This is a genomic window from Lunatimonas sp. (assembly GCF_020832325.1).
GTDB lineage: Bacteria > Bacteroidota > Bacteroidia > Cytophagales > Cyclobacteriaceae > Lunatimonas.
The window spans coordinates 77,332-97,836 of the sequence record NZ_JAFIEU010000019.1; the positions used below are offsets into that span (position 1 = coordinate 77,332).

Here is a 20,505-nt window from a genome sequence, read left to right on the forward strand (position 1 = left end):
GACGATGAAAAACACACTGAAAAAATATATATACCTGGTATTTGCAGCTAGTTTGACCGCTACGGGCTGTGGCGATCTGCTAGAGGAACAACCCAGACAATTGACACCGGACTTCTTTCGGACCGCACAGGGGCTGGAATCCGGAATTACCGCAGCCTATGCTTCGTTTCGTAATTTTTATGGCAACGAAGGGGGTATGAACGTCACGGTGTACGGCACCGACGAGTTTACTCATGGAGAGCAGGTAACCAATCCTCCCTTTAACGTGTACAATAACGCCCTAAATCCGATGGAGGGATCTCCCGGCAGTATTTGGGGAAGATCTTATCCGGCCATCAATACCTGTAACGGGATCATTGAATTGGGACAGGATGCTACCGACTTACCCGAAGCCGATAGAAACCGGTTGATCGCCGAAGCCAAATTTATACGTGCCAATTGGTATTACCTTTTGGTGACACAGTTTGGTGAGGTTACCCTGGATTTGGGTTCTGGCCCCCTCCGGTTTAACCAAAGTACGGAAAACCTCGCATCCCGCGCTCCAATTGCCGACGTTTATCAGGCCATCATCGATGACTTGGAAACCATTACCGATGGTCTAAACGGCGATGATCTGCCGGACGCACGTCCGGGATCTGGCCAAGAAGGTCGTGCATGGAAGGCCTCTGCATTGCACCTGTTGTCAAAGGTGTACTTGACCAGGGCTTGGTCTGCTGCTGGACAAAGCGGCGATTACCAGCGAGCCTACGACATTGCGATGCAACTGATCAATAACAAGGCTACCTACGGGGTTGATTTGTTGCCGGATTACGCCAATGTGCATTCAGAGGGGAACGAATACAATTCCGAAACCTTGTTTATGGTCAACTGGAACGACAATATCATTTACAACGACTATTCACCGTTCGGAGGACCCAACTACCAGAATAGGAGCAGCTTTTTCTTTAATTGCCGCTACGACGACAACTTGGTGGGATTGGTTCGCGATGTGGCTAATGGCCGGCCTTGGGTACGCTATAAGCCTACTGAATGGCTTTTGAATGAAGCCTTTGCAGATAAAATAAACGATTCCCGGTTCGACAAGAGCTTCAAAACCGTGTGGTATGTGAATTCGGTTTCTACGCGAAATCCGAAGGGACTTGCGCTGGGTGATACGGCAGTTTGGATGGTTCCTCAACATTTGGCCGATGAGGTGGCACCTACGAAAGATACGCGGAGGTACCTGGTGTTTTTACCAGAGGAGGCCACCGATCCGAACTCCTACTTTGGCCAAAACTTTGCCGATTATACGGGGTACAATGTCCAAAACCGGTACTACCCTGTGTTAAAGAAGTATCTGTCTTCGGCACCTAGGCCAAATAATGATGCAAATATCACATCACTTAGGCCCTTTATCGTATATCGTTTTGCAGAAACCTACCTCATCGCCGCTGAGGCGGCCTATCAGTTAGGCAATGCCACCGAAGCGGCCAACCTGCTAAATGTGGTACGGGCACGTGCTGCGGCATCTCCGGAACAGGTATCTACCATGACTGGCAGTACGCTGGGGGACTTGAATTCTCAGGGAATCGACTATATCCTCGACGAGCGAACCAGGGAACTGGCCGGAGAGCAAATGAGGTGGATGGATTTGGTACGTACGGGAAGGTTGGTTGGTCGGGTTACCGAATTTAATAGCCGTCCCGCCAGGCCAGGAGCTTTGGTGCCGGAACCGCAGCCCCACCATGTGCTTAGACCGATCCCAAAGGGACAAATTGATTCCAGCGTGGATCCTTCGCAGGCCGATGGACGGTTTGTCCAGAATCCTGGATATTAAGCGATTGGCCTTTTTCACTTATTCATACGCATAACCTATTTCCAAACCTATTTTACCTACCCTTTAAGGAGTCCTTCTATAGGACTTCTTAAAGGGTTTTTTGGTTTATGGGGTAGGTGTGGGCTAATAAAACGAGTTTGCTTATGAAGCTTGTAGCTGAACTAACTGATTGCTTTCGGTGTAGCGTTGGAGTCTCTTTTACAGCCGAATGTCTGCATGTAGGTAATGTTTTTATAGGAGGTTGCAACATATAATAGTGAAGTTGCTTAATTTAGAGCAATTATCTTTGACCCTATGCAAAAAGTAACCTGGATAGTTTTTTTGATGCTAGTTGTCCGCTTTCATTCCTTTTCGCAGGATTTGTCCTTGGAAACGGATTATATCCTGTTGAGTCTGAATAAATATGGGGAGTTAGTTGGTTTACTGGATAAGGTAACCGGAAGTGATTATATTATTCCGCACCAGAATCCAAGTTTGATTCGTATTCGAGTTGAAGGTGACTATTGGACTCCGAATGCGATTGCGTCAGGCGGGGAGCTGATTTCTCTAAACTATCCGGTGGGGAATACCACCCTAGAAATAGCCGTAAAAACCCATGCTCGCTATGTATCTTTTGAGGTAGTTTCTGTAGTCAGCGATGCGGAAATTGATTTGATCGTTTGGGGACCTTATCCTACCGTGATCAGCGAGACAATCGGTGAGTCCGTGGGCGTGGTGAGAAACACAGATTTTGCACTGGGAATACAAGCGCTCAATGTAAAGACACTGGGAGGCTATCCAAGCAGCGAAGACGATATAGAACCAGCCTACGATATCTTTGAAACCGGTAACCTTACCGATGTGGAGGGGGATTGGAGGCAGAAGAAATACTATCGGGGGCAGACAGCAAAGCCAGTGGAGGGAGGTTCCGTGCTTCAGGGATACACAAGGAATCGCAATACGGATAGGATTATCGAAAACTGGGGTCATACCCATTACCTCGCTCCAGCATATGAAGACGGGGGTATAGTCGGTAGTAAGATAGCCATTTTTGGGTGTCCGCCAGCGGAAGCTTTGGCAGTAATTGGGGAAATTGAATTGGCCGAAGGGCTTCCTCATCCGATGATTGATGGAGAATGGGCAAAAACCGCCCGGTCAGCAACCGCTTCTTACCTGATCATTGGGTTTGCGGAGGATGATTTGGATGAAGCACTTGCGCTAACTAAGAAGGCCGGCCTTAAGTATCTCTATCACGGGCATCCGTTTAAATCCTGGGGCCACTTTCCATTGATTGAAAAGTCGTTTCCAGATAATTGGCAGAGCATGAAGCGCAGTGTAGACAGGGCAAAGGAGCAGGGAGTATCCTTGGGAGTACACACGTTGAGTAATTTCATTCAAACCAACGATCCGTACGTGACACCCATTCCCGATCAGCGACTAGCCAAAGTTGGGCAGAGTGTGCTTGTCGGGGACTTGGACGCTGATGCAGAGGAAATAGTTATTGAGTCGCCCTTGTTTTTCAACCAAATGAAAAACAACTCCCTGAAAGCGGTACTGATAGGCGACGAGATCATTCGCTACGATGAGGTTTCGGATTCTCAGCCGTGGCGCCTCTTGGGGTGTATTCGTGGCGCTTACGGTACCACGGCATCAGCCCATCGTAAAGGGGAATCTGTCGGCAAGCTTATGGACCACGGTTATAAGGTGTTCCTAAGTGATGCAGCCTTGTCCGAAAAAATCGCAATAACGCTGGCTAATTTATTTAATGAAACGGGCCTCCTACAGATTTCTTTTGACGGTTTGGAAGGAGTGTGGTCCACCGGTATGGGGCAGTATGCCCGCGCGTTGTTTACGAAGACCTGGTACGATCATTTGCATCCAGACATACAAGGGAGGGTAATCAACGATGCGAGCAATCCCAGCCATTTCAACTGGCATATCAATACCCGCTATAATTGGGGAGAGCCCTGGTATGCGGGGTTTCGGGAAAGTCAGACTCAGTACCGGTTGATGAATCAGGATTTTTACCGCCGAAACCTGCTTCCTTCCATGTTGGGTTGGTTCAGTATGAATTCTCAGACCAGTATCGAAGATACCGAATGGCTCTTGGCACGAGCGGCGGGATTTGATGCGGGATTTGCATTTAACGTAAATCTACATCAAGTTGCCGAAAACAAGGCGAGCGAGGCCATCTTTCAAGCAATCAATACCTGGGAAACAGCGCGCATGTCAGGTGCCTTCACCAAAGAGCAAAAGTTGCGCATGGAGGATATCAAAAACGAATTCCATTTGGAACCGGTTGGAGCCAATGAGTGGAAATTATATCAATACAAGATCGAACGGTTTGTTCATGATCAGAAAATCAGGCAGCCTGGAGAGCCCGTTCACTCTGTATTTGAGTTTGATAACCCATTTGATGAACAGGAACTGATGTTTCTAATCGACCTAACACTCGGAGATGGCGATAGAAGCGCAAAAATCCAATCCATAAAAATCGAAATAAACAATCATGCTGAACTGGAAATACCAGTCTCCATGGATCAAAGCCAAGTACTGAAGCTTGGGAGGGACGGTGTGATAGCGCTTTATGAGAAGAACTGGGATTTGGTACAATCCATACAGGTAGATCGAAAAATCCCTTTGTTGAAACGGGGGAAAAATAGTATCTTGATCGATGCGGAATTTTTGACGGATGGCAGATCTAGTCTCAAATTTGAACTTAAAGCAATCAGCTCTCCCGAGAAAGTAGTACCCAGTGCAGATTAACGGTTTAATCTCATGCAAATCAACGGAATAAAGGATAATTTCCATTACCGCATTGAACAAAAACCAAAAGGCGGTTAGGCATAAGTTTGTAATTCATCATTCATTTTAGGTGCGACGTTTGCGCTACGAACGATACTATTTCCAAAATAACAAGTACTCATGAAAACCAATCGAAGAGATTTCTTAAAACTTTCCGGAGTCGCAGGAACCGGATTAGCAGGCGCTGGCCTTGCTGGATTCACCACCAAGGATACCGATATGCATCCATTCCACCCGCCCAAATGGGAAAGGTTCAATATGTCAGGCTATGCCGCCCCCAAGTTGGATGTAGTACGCGTGGGACTTATCGGAATCGGAAATAGAGGGTCAGGAGCGTTACGTCGCTTGGTAAGAATAGATGGAGTTGAAATTACCGCTCTATCCGATCTGGATCCTGCCCGGGTCCAAAAAGGAAACGAAACCGTTGGAGAATGGGGACACAAGCCCGCGCTGTATTCCGGAGGAGCAGAGGACTGGAAGAAGCTTTGCGACAGGCAGGATGTAGACTTGGTATATATATGTACGCCTTGGGCCCTGCATGCACCGCAGGCGATTTATGCCATGGAGCATGGCAAACATGCGGTGACAGAACTTCCATCTGCACAAACGCTAGAGGATTGCTGGAAGCTGGTAGAGACTTCTGAAAAAACAAAAAAGCACTGCATGCTGCTGGAGAATGTGTGCTACGATTTCTTCGAGATGCTTACCTTAAACATGGCCCGACAGGGGTTTTTTGGAGAGATTTTACATGGAGAGGGTGCCTACATTCACGATCTATTGATGGCCAATTTTAGCAAAACCGGTTACTCCAATATGTGGAGACTGGAAGAAAACGCCAGTAAAAACGGAAACCTATACCCGATGCACGGGCTGGGATCCATTGCTCAAATCATGGACATCAATTACGGAGACAAGATGGATTTTCTGGTTTCCGTTTCTACGGATGACTTTATGATGGGTAAAAAGGCCGAGGAACTGGCCCAGTCGGACGATTTCTGGAAGCCTTATGTGGGTAGACCCTACAGGGGTAACTTGAATACCAGTATCATCCGAACCAGTCTGGGAAAAACCATCATGCTACAGCACGACGTCACTTCTCCGCGTCCTTACTCCAGGATACACCTGTTAAGTGGTACCAAAGGTGCAGCGATGAAGTACCCCGAACCAGGTAGAATCGCTACTAGCCACGAGGGCTGGCTATCGCAGGAGGAGTTTGCCGAACTGGAAGAGAAGTACACCCCAGAGATCACCAGGCGTGTAGGTGAAATGGCGAAGCAGGTCGGCGGCCACGGAGGCATGGATACCTTGATGGACTGGCGTCTGATAGACTGCCTTCGAAATGGACTCCCCCTCGATATGAATGTGTATGACGCAGCTACTTGGAGCTCGATTGTGCCACTTTCCGGGGCGTCGGTAGCTAACCGATCCATGCCTGTGGAGGTACCGGACTTTACAGCGGGACTATGGCGGACCAATAAGCCCTTGATGGATATTAACTTAGAACGCGGTGGTAATACGCTGCTCAAGATGCGTTGAGAAAGGTAATTAGTCTCTCTGCGAGTGTCGCAAAAACCTGGAGAGGTCCACATAAGTTGACAATAAGGTAGCCGTTTGCAGATTTTCGTTTTGTTACCTTTGACGGTTTAAGAATCGTTCTTTCAATAGAATGTCTCTTAAACCGTTTTTCTTTTTAAGCCATGCAAAGGATGCTTTCTATACACAAAGGCACCCGCCTCATTCTTGTGGGCTGGTCAAATTTGTGTATTTTAGTGCCAAACCCTGCAAATGGGTTTCTATTATCCGTAACAGAAATATAAATCACTCAATCACAAAAGCTTTACCATGATCCTAAAGAAGTCCTTAAGCCAACGGTTGTTAACCGTATGCGTCTATTTGTTTTTTATATCTTTCTCATTCAAGCCGAATAGTTTGCAGGCCCAATCCCAATATGACCTGGTCATTTACGGTGCTACCTCTGCCGGTGTGGCAGCTGCGATTCAGGCATCGAGAATGGGCAAAACGGTTATTCTGCTTGAGCCCTCTAACCACGTAGGGGGCTTAACTACCGGCGGCTTAGGCGCTACCGATATTGGGAATAAACAAGCCATAGGAGGTATTTCAAGGGAGTTTTACCAAAACATCAAGGCGTATTACGACAAGCCCGAAAACTGGAAGTGGCAGGAGCGCGCTGATTATTTCAACCGTCCCAACGAAGGAAGGTCTAGGGAGGGAGAGGATGCTTTGTGGACCTTTGAGCCCAGTGCCGCCAAAGCTGTTTACGCCCAAATGCTCTCAGAGGCAAAAATACCTGTAGTAACCGGACAGCGGCTTAACAGACAAACCGGCGTAAAGCGAAATCAAAACCGCATTCAGTCCATCACCATGGAAAGTGGGGAGACCTATACCGGCAACATGTTTATGGATGCTACTTATGAAGGCGATCTGATGGCCGCTTCCGGTGTTTCCTACACCTATGGTCGGGAAGCTAACAGCGAATACGGAGAAACCTTGAATGGCGTTCAAGCAAACTACTATACGATTACACTGAAAGGGGAGGTTTCCAGAAACGCTGTTCACCATAACTTTATACCAGGGGTGGATCCCTATGTGAAGAAGGGCGACCCTTCTAGCGGACTGTTGCCTTTTATTATCCAAGGGGGGCCGGGAATCGATGGATCGGCCGATAAGGGAATTCAGGCTTACTGCTACCGAATGACACTTACCGACCATCCGGATAACCGGATTCCGTTTGTCAAGCCGGCCAATTACCGGGAGTTGGATTATGAATTGCTCTTTCGCAATTACGAAGCAGCCACGGGACCCATTGAGAAGATGTACCACTATGGTGACCCCTTGGTGCCTTGGATCAACACCCCCATGCCAAACCGTAAAACGGATACCAATAACCAAAAGGGATTTTCTACGGACTTCATCGGACAAAACTTCGATTTTCCCGAAGGATCTTACGAGGAAAGGGAAGCCATCGCCCTGCGGCATTTGGAGTATCAGCAGGGCCTGATGTGGACCTTGGCCTATCATCCCCGTATCCCAAAGCAAGTAAGGGACGTGGTTTCGAAATGGGGCATGGCCAAGGACGAGTTCACCGAAAGTAACGGGTGGACTCCCCAACTATATGTACGCGAGGCTCGCAGAATGATCAGTGATTACGTGGTTACCCAAAAGGACTGCGAAAGTCTGGTGCCGGAAGTGGAAGATGCGGTCGGATTGGCTGCCTATGGCATGGATTCCCACATGGTGCAGCGCTACGTAGATCACAATGGCTATGTGCAGAACGAAGGTAATTTCGAAGCCCATGTCAGGGCTCCGTATCCAATTCCCTACAGATCGATTGTGCCAAAAAAGGGAGAAGCCGAAAATCTGTTGGTTCCCGTTTGTGTGAGCTCCACCCACGTGGCTTTTGGATCGATCCGTATGGAGCCGGTTTTTATGGTCTTGGGACAGTCGGCAGCAACAGCTGCTGTGATAGCCATCGATAATAATCAGTCGGTACAGGAAGTGGATTACGCAGCACTTCGCGCAAAACTACTGGAAGACAAGCAGGTGCTCAGCCACAAGCCGTAAACAGCCGTCCTTTTAGTTTTTACTAAATCAAACGAAAACAATAAACCCAAAATAACTATGATTAAACAAGGTTTAAAAGGAATCTGTATGTTGCTGTTTTCCCTGTTGCTGCTGCAGTCCTGCGGCAGTTCATCCATGGAAGAGGCGACAGATTTGGTCATTTATGGGGGCACTTCGGCTGCGGTTACTGCGGCTGTTCAAGCCAAGAAAATGGGCAAATCGGTACTCATCGTTTCGCCAGACAAACACCTAGGGGGGTTGACTTCCGGCGGACTGGGCTGGTCCGATACTGGCAAAAAAGAGGTTATTGGAGGCCTTTCCAGAGAATTTTATCAGCGGGTGTATAACAAATATCAGGAGGATGGTGCCTGGAAATGGGAGGCCAAGTCTGAATTTGGCAACAAAGGCCAAGGGACGCCCGCTTTGGATGGGGAATTTAAGACCATGTGGATTTTTGAACCGCATGTGGCCGAGGAGGTGTACGACGAGTGGATTGCCGAGTTAGGAATCGAGGTGCTGCGGGACGAGTGGTTGGACAGAGAAACCGGTGTGACAGTAGAGAATGGGAAGATTACAGCTATACGGACCCTAAGTGGAAAGGAATTTAAAGGCAAAATGTTTATGGATGCCACTTACGAGGGCGACCTGATGGCCGCTGCGGGTGTCAGCTACCACGTAGGCAGGGAGGCCAACAGCGTGTACAATGAGGAATGGAACGGTATTCAGACCGGCGTGTACCACCATAGGCACCATTTTCAGGTTTTGGCTCAGCCTATCGACCCTTATTGGAACCCAGGGGATCCCTCCTCGGGATTGCTGCCGAGAATCAGTGCCGAGCATCCCGGAGTAAAGGGAGAGGGAGACCATAAGGTACAGGCTTACTGCTTCCGCATGTGTATGTCCAACCATCCGGATAATAGAATACCCTTTCCTAGACCTGCCAATTACGACTCCACTCAATATGAACTGTTGGTTCGAATCTTTGATGCAGGATGGGACGAGTGGTTTGACAAATTTGATTTGATTCCCAACCGCAAAACGGACACCAATAACCACGGGCCTTTTAGTTCGGATAACATCGGTATGAATTACGATTATCCGGAGGCAAGTTACGAGCGGCGCAAAGAGATCATCCAAGAACATAGGGATTATCAGAGTGGCCTGTTGTATTTTGTCCAAAACGATCCCCGTATACCCGAGAAAACACAGAAAGCATTCAAGGAATGGGGCCTTGCCAAAGATGAATTCACGGATAATGACAATTGGCCCCATCAGATTTATGTACGCGAGGCAAGAAGAATGATCGGAGCCTATGTGATGACAGAGAATGAACTACTTCAAAAATGGCCTACCCCTCAATCGGTAGGAATGGGCTCTTACACCATTGACTCTCACAATATACAGCGCTATGTCGATGAAAATGGCCATGTACAAAACGAAGGAGATATCGGCGTTCCCCTACCCGGACCCTACGAGATCGCCTATGGTTCACTGATCCCCAAAAAGGAGGAATGCACCAATTTGGTAGTACCTGTGGCAGTGTCAGCCAGTCATATCGCCTTTGGATCCATCCGCATGGAACCGGTTTTCATGATTTTAGGTCAGTCAGCGACCACCGCCGCCATGATGGCTTTGGACCAGGGTATTGCCGTACAGGATCTATCCTACGCGTTGCTGAGGGAACAGTTACTAGCCGATGGTCAGGTACTTACCATGGCAGATCAGATCGTTTCCAAATAGATGAAGACTTTAACCCCTATCATTTGGCTGGCAGCTTGTCTCTTAGGAGTAGGGTGCAATCAATCCAGTGCTGACATCCCTATTTCCAAACAGCTTCCGAATGTGGTTATCATCCTTACCGATGATCAGGGGTGGGGGGACTTGAGTCACAGTGGAAACAGTAATCTTTCCACCCCTCACATCGATCGTTTGGCAGAGGAGGGAGTTAGCTTTGATCGGTTTTACGTACAGCCGGTGTGTTCACCTACCCGCGCCGAACTGCTGACAGGAAGGTATCACCTGCGGTCAGGTGTATATGGTACGTCTTCTGGCGAAGAACGCCTGGATTTGGATGAGGTGACACTGGCGGATGTCTTTAAAGCTGCCGGCTATACCACAGCCGCCTTTGGCAAGTGGCATAGCGGGATGCAATATCCCTATCACCCCAATGGTAGGGGGTTTGATGAGTTTTATGGGTTTTGTTCCGGACATTGGGGGGATTATTTCAGTCCCATGCTGGAGCATAATGGGGCATTGGTGAGAGGAAATGGGTTTTTGGTGGATGATTTAACGGATAAGGCAATGGGTTTTATCGAAAAAAATCAGGATACCCCCTTTTTGCTATATCTGCCGCTAAATACGCCACATTCTCCCATGCAAGTACCCGACCGATGGTGGGATAAATTTCAATATATAGACTTGGAGATGACCCTTCCTCTAGAACAGAAGGAGGATCTTGCTTTTACAAAAGCTGCCTTGGCCATGTGCGAAAATATTGATTGGAATGTGGGTAGGCTGATGGAGAAAATTGCTGAATTGAATTTGGAGGAAAATACCCTGGTCATTTATTTCAGTGACAATGGACCTAACAGCCTTCGCTGGAACGGTGGTATGAAAGGCCGCAAAGGATCGACTGATGAGGGTGGTGTTCGTTCCCCCTTTTTTATGCGGTGGAAGGGTACCCTTACAGCGGGCCGTGTAGTGTCAGAGATAGCCGGAGCAATTGACCTATTGCCTACGTTGGTTGATTTAGCCGGAATTCCCCTATCAGCTACTAAACCTTTGGACGGGAGAAGCTTGCTCCCCTTATTGCAGCAGGAGCCGGATGCTTGGGAAGACAGGATAATTTTTCATCATTGGAATGGGCAGACAAGCTTGCGAACCCAAGCCTTTCGCTTAGATAAAGACGAAAACCTATTCCATATGGGGTCCGATCCTTCGCAAACATCACCCGTCAATGAGCAGTTTCCGGAGGTGTTACAGCAGCTTTTGGCCGCCAAAGAGACCTGGGAGGAAGAAATGGAAAGGGAAAAGGATGGATCTCTGCGTCCGTTTACGCTGGCCCATCCCGATGCACGGTTTACACAACTACCAGCTCGGGACGGAATAGCCCACGGAAACATTCAACGCTCCAATCGCTTTCCCAATGACACCTATTTTACCAATTGGGTGAGCGTTTTGGACAGTATCACCTGGGATGTGGAGGTACTGGGTGAAGGGGAATATCAAGTAGAGGCCTACTACACCTGTGGGGAGGCCAATATAGGATCCAAGGTGCTTATGAAAATTGGTGCCTCAACTTTGGAATTCCAGATGGAGCAACCCCACGATCCACCCATTCGGGGCATGGAAAATGACCGGGTGGAACGGATGGAATCCTATGTGAAGGATTTTAAACCCATGCATTTGGGAACGATTCAATTAAAGCAGGGAAGAACCTTTGTCACCTTAAAAGCACTGGATATTCCCGGCAGTCAGGTAATGGACCTGCGCCTGTTATCGTTTACAAAAAGTGAATAGAAACAAGGACTATGAATATGTTGAAATAGAAGGCGATTGGGAGTGGATTACCCGAGGCGGGTATGGCCCCAGCTATCTGCGGGACTCATCCAACGGTCAGCAGGCCAATTCGGTGCGCTTTGCTCCGAAAATGCTTCACGAAGGGGATTACCAGGTATATGTCTACTTTTCCAGAACTGCCGACGCAACTTCACAAACCACGGTAATTTCATCAGACGGAACTGAGGAAAAGGAGCAGGTGATAAAGGAATCAGATATTAGGGTAGAGGGGCAGACCTCTGGCGAGTGGGTAGCCATTGGTAAGCAGCGACTTTCACCCGGGTCTGATGCATATGTTACGATCTCAAATGCCGGAGCAGATGGAGCGGTGGTGGCAGATGCGGTACTGTGGGTGCCGGTACGGTAGAAAACTTAGTATAACGACGGGATGGGGTAGCTACCTCGACTGGGTGTAGAATCTTCTACACCCTCCTATTCCTAGCCTCCTTTGCTTTCTTAATCCCTTTTTGGCCATTTGCAATGGCTTATTAAAGCACGTCTTAGTAGACAAAGACCAGCAATTTCGAGATCGGTCTGGACTAGTAATGAAAAGGCAGGCTAATCAAACATCGGTCGCCAAGTTATAGTCCTTTTATTTAATTTGTGAATGCTACACGGATAACCTATGCGGGATTAGGTGATTGGATAGAGGATTATTGGTAATTCCGCTCCTTTCCAATTGCAAATTGGAAAGGATAGAAAGGCAGGACAAGCCGTCAATAATCAGTCCTGTGGACTGATTTAGATTTGGCCCTGAAAGAAGGGAGGGCAAACTACACCCAGATGGGGTTCCTGTTAGATAGCCGATTTCGTTTAATCGTCCCTCCTCAGAAAGTACCTCACCCCAATACTCCCCCGAAGGTGTACCGAACTGTAGGCGACAAAGGGTGTTGCTTCGAGCACTAAAGACAGGTTGGTGTTTGCTTGCAAGGGTTTAATGGAAAAAAACGCGGGAACTCCGATCATCCCTTCGTTGAATTCATGGTAGCCGACTAGCAGCCCGGCTGAGAAATTATACCATTCGGTCTGTGAGAAATTTCGCTGACCGATCACCTCGGCCCCAAAATAATTGTTCAACCAGTCTCCGGCAAAGAGCCGTACTTCTCCAAAATACTTCTTTTCAGGATCGGTACCCACACCCAAGTGAGAGAAAACGCTGCTTTTGTACAAGCCCACACTGACTTGGGCCTTGGCCGTAAGCCCTATTCCAATGGATAAAAAACAGAAAATGATAAGGTGCTTCATGGATGTTTAATAGTTGGTTTATTTGAGGCAAATATAAGCAAGGGAATTCCTAATATAGTTTTTTTTTGTGAAAAATTATAATAAATTACCGAGAATCAGCCTAGGCATGCCGGCCATTATGTTGGGAGCCTCTGTCCCTAGCTTTGCAGCACTTTATTCCATCCAATCCCTTCAAGGAAGATCAGCTGTCCGACCCTTTCTTCGCACTTTTCTTTTCATCAGGTTTGGTTGGAAATTCTGGTTGATCATTCGGTGTATAACCTTTCGGCGTTTTTACAGATTCAAGGTAAAAGGATGGCTGAAAAATAGCATGAGCTGACCAAAGTCATGTTAAGAAACGTTTGGGCTGCCTAATTTTGAGTCCGGACCGACGATCAGGTATAGAGAAAACGATGAATGGACCGCTAGCGTTTGTCGGGTACAAAAAGGAATCGCCAATTCAGAAAACACATTGAACACATGAACAGGTATTTTTTGTTACTTCCGTTTTGGCTGCTGCATGCATGGGCTGTTGGGCAGGAAACACAGAGGACCCTCTACCTAAACGCAGGTACCCAGCATTCTTGGGAAAGGGATCATGGATACTCTCCCTTGGTTTACTCGGGTAGTGCTGTAGGTTTTACGTTGGGGTGTGCAAGTATCAGGGAAAAGAAAACCGATGAAGTGTATATCCATTACAGCAGGCTGCCCCTCCAAAATGCGTATGCTGCTGAAATGATCGGTACCCATGCCAGTATCATGACTTATACATTTTACCGAGCCAATTGGCTGCCCGAACAGTTAGATGTCGGTTGGTCCAACAACAATGCACTAAGCTTACGGAACTACCAAGATGCGCAAAACTTCACGCCCAGGTTTGATTTTCACACCTCTTTCGGTCCTACTGCCCGCTATCAACAGTCATTTGGCACTGAGCAGCAATGGCGGTTTGCCGCCCAAGCACACGTGCAGGTAATCGGATTTCTTTTCGCTGCATCGTATCTAACCAGTCCGCCGGATCCTTTTTTGCACGAGCAGTCCACCTTCCAAGCATTTATGCAATCCATCCGCCTGTTTCAGCCATTTCGGCAACATGATTTGGGTATGTTTAACCAACTGTTTTATCGCTTATCCAACGGCAATGAAATCGGTATCGGGTATCGATGGAACTATAGCTCCCTCGAAAATACCCACAGGTCACAGCGCTCAGGGGGACATTATTTCATCCAATTAAATTTTCAACTATGAAGAAGGATCGTTTCTGGATAACTGCCCTGGCGCTACTTGTCTTCGGATGTGAGGCAATCATCGCCCCCGATCGACCGGATGCAAATCCAAATGCGGTATTTGAGCATTTATGGACAGATATCCACCACCGGTATAGCTTCTTTGAGGAAAAACAAATTGACTGGCAGGCTAAAAAAGACCAATACCGGTCCTTGATTAGCGAAGATATGGATCAATATGAACTCTTTGAGGTATTGGGTGACCTATTGGCAGAGTTGGAAGATGGACACGTAAATCTACAAAGCACCTTCAATCGGTCCCGAAACTGGAGTTGGTACGAGGATTACCCGTTATTTTACGACGAGCAGCTAATCTTCGAACGTTATTTGAAGACAGATTACCGCATCATCGGCCCTTTGCTGGCGCAGACCGTGCAAAACACGCTCTATGTCAACTGTCGCTCCTTTGAGCGCACCCTGACCGCGCAGCACATGGACGAAATTATCCGGCTGATGCAGTTCCACGATGGACTGATCGTCGATGTGCGGAGTAATGGAGGAGGGAACCTGCTAAATGCCCTTCAGATTGCTTCCCGACTCACGGAAGAGGAATTAATCTATGCCAGACAACGTTTTAAAACCGGTCCGGGCCGGTCCGATTTTACCCCATGGGCACCCATGCGGATCGTTCCGCGGTCCGGAGAAAAGTACCTCGGCAAGGTAGCGGTGCTGACCAATAGAAGATCCTACAGCAGTACCACTTTTTTTGCCCAGATGATGCGGGTCCTACCCCAAGCCCGCTTATTTGGTGATCAAACCGGGGGCGGGGGAGGTACACCGGCTTATGCGGAGTTACCAAATGGCTGGACTTACCGTTTTTCAGGAAGTCAGACGATTGACTTGGATGGCGCTCAGCTGGAGTTTGGGGTGCCGGTAGATCAACTGCTGACACACCCCATGGATCACACGCCCGGATCAGACGCCTTTATCGAGGCAGCGATCCGCTGGTTGGGCGAGTAGGCGCGGTTGGCCCGTACCCCGATCAGTCGGCCTGGTAAACCGTTTTTCCACCTACCACGGTCATGACCACCCGAGTATTCAGGATTTCGTTTTCCGGGATTTCCAGGATATTTTGGTCAAAAACGGTGAAGTCCGCCGCTTTGCCTACCTCGATGGATCCTTTGAAGTCCTCTTCAAATTCCGCATAGGCTGCGTCCAGCGTGTAGGACCTCAAAGCCTGTTCCCGAGTCATTTTTTGGTCTGGCTCATATCCTCCGTCGGGCTGCATTTTGAGTGTTTTGCGGGTTACAGAGGCATAGAAGGAGGGGATGGGGTCCAAGGGCTCTACGGGGGCATCTGTGCCGTTAGAGATGACTGCTCCGGAAGCCAGCAGCTTTTGCCATACGTAGGCACCGTCTTTGATCCGTTTCGCACCCAGCCTACCAATTGCCCAAGGCCGGTCTGAACTTAGGTGTATGGCCTGAATAGCGGCAATAACGCCTAATTCCCCAAAACGCCCAATGTCATCGGGGTGGAGGTGCTGTGCATGTTCTATACGGAACCGGTGGTCGGTGACCTCCGGGTGCTTGGCAAAAGCCGCCTCGTATTGATCCAATACCTCTCGGTTGGTACGATCTCCGATGGCATGGGAGCAGATCTGAAATCCATACTGAAGTCCCTGTTCTGCCATTTCGCCTACCAAGGCGATGGGCATGGTTTCGTGCCCCCGATGTCCGGCCTTGTCGGAATAATCTTCCAATAGCCAGGCTCCCCATGGGCCTAAGGCACCGTCCATGTTGAGTTTGATCGACCGCACAGTTACCATATGGTCCGGGTCTATCAATGGTCCTTTTTGTAGCCAGGTGTCAATTAATTCCGGCTGACGACCGCTAAGCATGACGTACATCCGAGATGTCAGCCGACCTTCCTCCTTGAATTTCTGCAATAAATCGATGACTTCCTGCCCACTGCCGGCATCGTGAAAGGAGGTGATCCCTTTTTCTGCAAGCTCCTGAAGTGCCAGTTCCAAGGCTTTTTCTGCGCGTTCGGGAGTATCCTTTGGAATGAGTCGGCTAACAAGGCCAGATGCCCGCTCCACCAAGACGCCGGTGGGATTACCCAGTTCGTCGCGGATGATCTCCCCACCCACCACTTCTTGCGGGATATTTTCCCCGCCCAAAGTGGCTATACCCGCCAATTCCATGGCTTTTTGGTTGACGAAGGAGGCATGGCCGGAAGCATGGGCCAGATATACAGGGTTGTTTGGTGTGGCTGCGCTCAGTGCATCGTGGATCTGAAAGCCCTTTACGGCGTCTTTGGGCAGTTCTATCCACTTATCCTGATGCCAGCCCCGTCCCGTGATCCACTCACCCGGTTCTGCGCTCCGTGCAGCTTCGGCTACCTTGGCGACCAGCTCCTCGTAGGTAGCTACATACATCAGGTCAATCTCCAGTTTATTGTATCCGATACCCATCAGGTGCGCGTGGGACTCGATAAAGCCGGGGGTTAAGGTTTTTCCCTGTAGATCAACGGATTCTGTCTTTTCTCCCACGTAGGCTTGTATTTCCGCGCTGGTACCGACGGCCAATATTTTACCGTCTGCGACGGCCACTGCTTCAGCCGTAGGTTGCATGTCATTTACGGTGTAAACAAGGCCGTTGAAATAGACCGTTTCGGCTGTTTGTTTGGTTTGCCTACAGGAAAAAAGCAGTAAAATTGTAGTGGCTAGCAGAAGTGCTTTTTGCATATGGTAGTGAGTCATACCTAGGTTGGATTTCAAGGGCAAATCTAGCTAATTTCACACGTATATCTCAAATCTAGGGCTATTCTATTGAAGTTGGACAAATTGAAAGACATTTTACCTCTGGGAAAAAACTGCACGATATAGGATTTTCGTTTAGACAATACTTCCGGTACATCGATTCTGAGGTTCTCCGATTTGCAGGCGGAGCATTTTTTGAAGGTGGCTTCTTGCTCGGCTCAACTGTGACTTGGAAGTGTTTTCACTGATGTGAAGTTTTTGGGCAATTTCCTGATGGGAAAAACCCTCTATCGCATACAGGTTAAAGACTGACCGGTAGCCGCTGGGAAGTCGATCTATCAATTTCATCAGATCTTCGACTGCTAATTCATCCGAGGGTTGGCTTTGAACGGGATCGCTGCCAATGCCTTCCAGACCAATTTCTCGGTACAGGTTCTTCTCCTTTTCCAAATACATCAGGCACTCGTTTACCATGATGCGGCGAATCCATCCTCCAAAATTCCCCGAACCTTTGAACTGATGGATGCGATCAAACACCTTCATGAAGCCGATGATCAACACATCTTCGGCAGCGGCTGTATCTTTTACATATCTCAGGCAAACGGCAAACATTTTGGCGGAAAACCTTTCATAGACAGCCTTTTGCATAGCAGGGTTATTTTCTAGACATCCCAAGTACAAATCTGAGTCGGTTAGTTGTGTTACTTTTGGCATTGCTTTTTAGTTTGTTGGTATAAAAATTAAATGGCTTATTGCTCAATTATTTACACTCCAAAATTGGCAATTTAAAAGGCTACAGGAAATCACATGTTTGAGTGGTATTTTCTAAATTAGCGCAACGGCCGCTACGTTTTTTCCATCTTAGGACTATCTAGGAAACATGCTAAACACACCATTATATGGAAGGAAGATTAAAGGAGAAAATCGCATTGATCACAGGTGCTGCAAGAGGCATCGGAGAGGCCACCGCCCGGCTTTTTCATCAAGAGGGGGCCACTGTGATCATTACAGATATTTTGGAACAGCAGGGTAGGGCCCTGGCGACGGAGTTGGGTGAAAGGGCGTTTTTCTGTCCGTTAAACGTGAAACACGAAGGGGAATGGAAGCTTGTCTCCGAGAAAATCACACTGGAATTTGGTGGCTTGCACGTGTTGGTAAACAATGCAGGGATTACCGGTTTTTTGGAAACCACCGGACCGCACGATGTGGAGGAGGTAGATTACATCTCTTGGAAGGAAGTAATGGACGTCAATTTGAATGGCACCATGTTGGGATGCAAATACGGTATCCGCTGGATGAAGCGCAAGGGAGGCGGTAGTATCATTAACATATCTTCCCGAAGCGGATTGGTCGGTATTCCCGGTGCAGCAGCGTATGCGGCGAGCAAAGCCGCTATTCGCAACCACACCAAATCGGTGGCCCTTCATTGTGCTGAAAAAGGCTATCGGATACGCTGCAATTCCATCCACCCCGCTGCAATTCTAACCCCCATGTGGGATGCCATGTTGGGTGAAGGAGAGATGCGGGAGTCTGTTATTCGATCCGTGGAACAGGGCATTCCCCTTGGGAAGTTTGGATCCCCCAAGGATGTGGCCTATGCGGCACTTTATTTGGCCTCGGAGGAATCCGCCTACATTACAGGGATAGAACTGAATGTAGATGGAGGCATCCTCGCTGGTGCAGAGGCAAGGCCGGACAGGGAAGCCTAAGCTACACAGAGGTTGTAGTCTGACATCTGGAGGCTGTTAGTTACTATCCACCAATTCAAAACCTTTCGATCGCCAGGTTCGTAGGTTTCCGGCCTCATTGTATACGATCATTCCTTCCAGGTCTGGGTCTGAGGTGATCAGGTGCTGGGACTCCTCCAAGCTGAGGATCATGCAGATGGTCGCCAAGGCATCCGCCTGCGTGCAGGTGGGTGCCTTGATGTGGGCGGATAATATCTTGTTGTCAATGGGTTTTCCGGTGCGGGGGTCGAGCAGGTGGGAGTGTTTGAAGCCCTTTTCGTCGACATAGAACCTTTCGAAGTTGCCACTGCTGCTGTATGCCATGTTGGTGAGCTTGGTCTCTTTGATCATGGTTTTGGATGCTTCTACACCTTCGGGGTTGATGATTACGAGTCGGTGATCCTTTTTTCCCGGGCTTTTTCCGTAAGATATGGCGTCCGTGCCGAATTCAATTTGAAAATTCCGCACTCCGTGACCCAGTAAAAAATCTGCTAGGTGGTCTATCAGGTATCCCTTGTCGATGTAGCTTAGGTTGATCATCACGCCCTCCTTTTTGGCCTGTGCATATTCCCGGGTGATCTCCACGTTTTCAGGCTGGCAAAGGGCTATTAATTCGGCAATTCGTTCATCTGTCATCAGCCGTTTATTTGAGAAATCCTGTCCCCACGCTGTAATCAGGGGAAGGATAAAGTGGTTCACAGCTCCTTGATAGGCATCTGAGTAGCGCTGGGATTCCATCAAGGCCTCATACAGGAGGGGGGATCTGAACGCTACAAATCCATTTCGGTTGAACAGTGAGATTTCGGCATCGGTCCTTTGGTAATTGAGTGTTTGGTCGAAGGTTAGGATGATCGAGTCTAGACTACTTTCCAGTACAGCGTCACCCAGGTAGGAAAGGGAATAAAAGACACCTAGGGCCCGGCCCTCCATAAAGAAAAAGGTTCCAGATTCACGGGAAGACCTTTGCCAGGCTATTGCCGCAGAGATTGCAACTCCCAAGACCAAAATGCCCCATCTTTTCATTTTAGCTGTCATGGATACGTTTTTTTTTCTATTTGATCTATTTTACAGCACACGCTGGCTAAACGATCCGATCTCTGAATGCTTTGGCGACCGCCTCTGACTTCGAGTTGACATGCAGCTTGTCGTATATTTTTTTGATGTGGCTCCGCACGGTATCCATGGCTATGAACATTTCGGAGGCGATCAATTTATACGAGTATCCCTTGACAAGAAGTTGCAACACCTGCTTTTCCCTCTCCGAGAGATTGTAATCGTGCTCCGAGGGGATATTGATTTGGGAAAACATTTTCAAGACCTGAGCAGCAACAGATGCAGTCATAGGCGCACCACCGGTAGCAGCTTCTTGAATGTATTCCAAAAGCTTGGCAGGCGGAGTTTTCTTTAGCAGGTAGCCGTTGGCACCGTTTTGCAGGGATTCGAAGATATTTTTGTTGTCGTCAAAGACCGTTAGCATCAATATACTTACATCGGTGTTGACTTGACGGATGATTTTTAGCCCTTCGATACCGTTTACCAGAGGCATATCGATGTCCATCAAGATGACATCCGGTTTGTAGGCGCCTACTTCATAAGCGATGTTGGAGCAGTTTTTGAAGCTTCCTACTACCTGAAATCCTTCGCTGCCGTCGATTAACATGGTCAAGCCTTCTCTTAGCTGCGTATTGTCCTCGTAGATCATTACTTTTATCATGGCAGTCGCATTTTTTAACAAATTTATTCCGCAGGTCAGGCTAAATCAATCACACAATGGGGTGGTATTTGGCATCACCAAGATTCTACCAGGGCTGTGCTTATGCTTTCTTT

The 20,505-nt window shown here is 48.3% G+C and carries 15 protein-coding genes; 10 read left to right on the forward strand and 5 right to left on the reverse strand.

The genetic code is table 11. The annotated features are described in order from the left end of the window. Window positions 1-4 precede the first annotated feature (4 nt). The 7 genes from JJU34_RS07460 (at window position 5) to JJU34_RS07490 (ending at window position 12,107) form a co-directional block, all read left to right on the forward strand. Entirely contained in the window at window positions 5-1,816 is a 1,812-nt protein-coding gene (locus tag JJU34_RS07460; protein WP_228691710.1) for a RagB/SusD family nutrient uptake outer membrane protein, read from the forward strand. Between the two features lie 294 nt (window positions 1,817-2,110). After that, window positions 2,111-4,561: a hypothetical protein gene (locus tag JJU34_RS07465; RefSeq protein WP_228691711.1), complete on the forward strand. Its 2,451-nt coding sequence runs from the start codon at window positions 2,111-2,113 to the stop codon at window positions 4,559-4,561. 159 nt (window positions 4,562-4,720) lie between these two features. Next, complete coding sequence (locus JJU34_RS07470) at window positions 4,721-6,136, forward strand: Gfo/Idh/MocA family oxidoreductase (protein ID WP_228691712.1); 1,416 nt, start codon at window positions 4,721-4,723, stop codon at window positions 6,134-6,136. A 306-nt stretch (window positions 6,137-6,442) separates the two neighbouring features. Beyond that, on the forward strand, window positions 6,443-8,182 hold the full coding sequence (locus tag JJU34_RS07475; protein WP_228691713.1) for an FAD-dependent oxidoreductase: 1,740 nt from the start codon (window positions 6,443-6,445) through the stop codon (window positions 8,180-8,182). Between the two features lie 57 nt (window positions 8,183-8,239). Then, window positions 8,240-9,922 carry an FAD-dependent oxidoreductase gene (locus tag JJU34_RS07480; RefSeq protein ID WP_228691714.1) on the forward strand — a complete coding sequence of 561 codons (1,683 nt, stop codon included), beginning with the start codon at window positions 8,240-8,242 and terminating at the stop codon, window positions 9,920-9,922. Further along, window positions 9,923-11,701, forward strand: a complete 1,779-nt coding sequence (locus JJU34_RS07485) for an arylsulfatase (RefSeq protein ID WP_228691715.1) — start codon at window positions 9,923-9,925, stop codon at window positions 11,699-11,701. Then, a complete protein-coding gene (locus tag JJU34_RS07490) occupies window positions 11,694-12,107 on the forward strand; it encodes a hypothetical protein (RefSeq protein ID WP_228691716.1) in 414 nt (137 codons plus the stop codon). The genes JJU34_RS07485 and JJU34_RS07490 overlap by 8 nt, the downstream gene beginning before the upstream one ends. Window positions 12,108-12,553: 446 nt before the next feature. Here the strand turns inward: JJU34_RS07490 and JJU34_RS07495 are convergent, their stop codons facing one another. Beyond that, window positions 12,554-12,985: a hypothetical protein gene (locus JJU34_RS07495; protein WP_228691717.1), complete on the reverse strand. Its 432-nt coding sequence runs from the start codon at window positions 12,983-12,985 to the stop codon at window positions 12,554-12,556. 459 nt (window positions 12,986-13,444) lie between these two features. On the opposite strand from JJU34_RS07495, the gene JJU34_RS07500 reads away from it, so the two are divergent. Then, window positions 13,445-14,212, forward strand: coding sequence for a hypothetical protein (locus tag JJU34_RS07500; RefSeq protein ID WP_228691718.1), 768 nt, complete (start codon window positions 13,445-13,447; stop codon window positions 14,210-14,212). Continuing rightward, the gene (locus JJU34_RS07505) at window positions 14,209-15,210 is read left to right on the forward strand and encodes a S41 family peptidase (RefSeq protein WP_228691719.1); all 1,002 of its coding nucleotides are present in this window, start codon (window positions 14,209-14,211) and stop codon (window positions 15,208-15,210) included. Before JJU34_RS07500 ends, JJU34_RS07505 begins: the two co-directional genes overlap by 4 nt. Window positions 15,211-15,232: 22 nt before the next feature. On the opposite strand, the gene JJU34_RS07510 is transcribed toward JJU34_RS07505, so the two are convergent. Both JJU34_RS07510 and JJU34_RS07515 read right to left on the reverse strand, forming a co-directional pair. Further along, window positions 15,233-16,951, reverse strand: coding sequence for an amidohydrolase (locus JJU34_RS07510; protein ID WP_228691720.1), 1,719 nt, complete (start codon window positions 16,949-16,951; stop codon window positions 15,233-15,235). 135 nt (window positions 16,952-17,086) lie between these two features. Beyond that, window positions 17,087-17,665 carry a sigma-70 family RNA polymerase sigma factor gene (locus tag JJU34_RS07515; protein ID WP_228691721.1) on the reverse strand — a complete coding sequence of 193 codons (579 nt, stop codon included), beginning with the start codon at window positions 17,663-17,665 and terminating at the stop codon, window positions 17,087-17,089. A gap of 185 nt (window positions 17,666-17,850) precedes the next feature. On the opposite strand from JJU34_RS07515, the gene JJU34_RS07520 reads away from it, so the two are divergent. Further along, window positions 17,851-18,660: a glucose 1-dehydrogenase gene (locus JJU34_RS07520; protein WP_228691722.1), complete on the forward strand. Its 810-nt coding sequence runs from the start codon at window positions 17,851-17,853 to the stop codon at window positions 18,658-18,660. Window positions 18,661-18,696: 36 nt separating this feature from the next. On the opposite strand, the gene JJU34_RS07525 is transcribed toward JJU34_RS07520, so the two are convergent. Beyond that, a complete protein-coding gene (locus JJU34_RS07525) occupies window positions 18,697-19,713 on the reverse strand; it encodes an FAD:protein FMN transferase (protein ID WP_228691723.1) in 1,017 nt (338 codons plus the stop codon). A gap of 46 nt (window positions 19,714-19,759) precedes the next feature. Then, complete coding sequence (locus JJU34_RS07530; RefSeq protein WP_228691724.1) at window positions 19,760-20,392, reverse strand: response regulator transcription factor; 633 nt, start codon at window positions 20,390-20,392, stop codon at window positions 19,760-19,762. Between the last annotated feature and the right edge of the window lie 113 nt (window positions 20,393-20,505).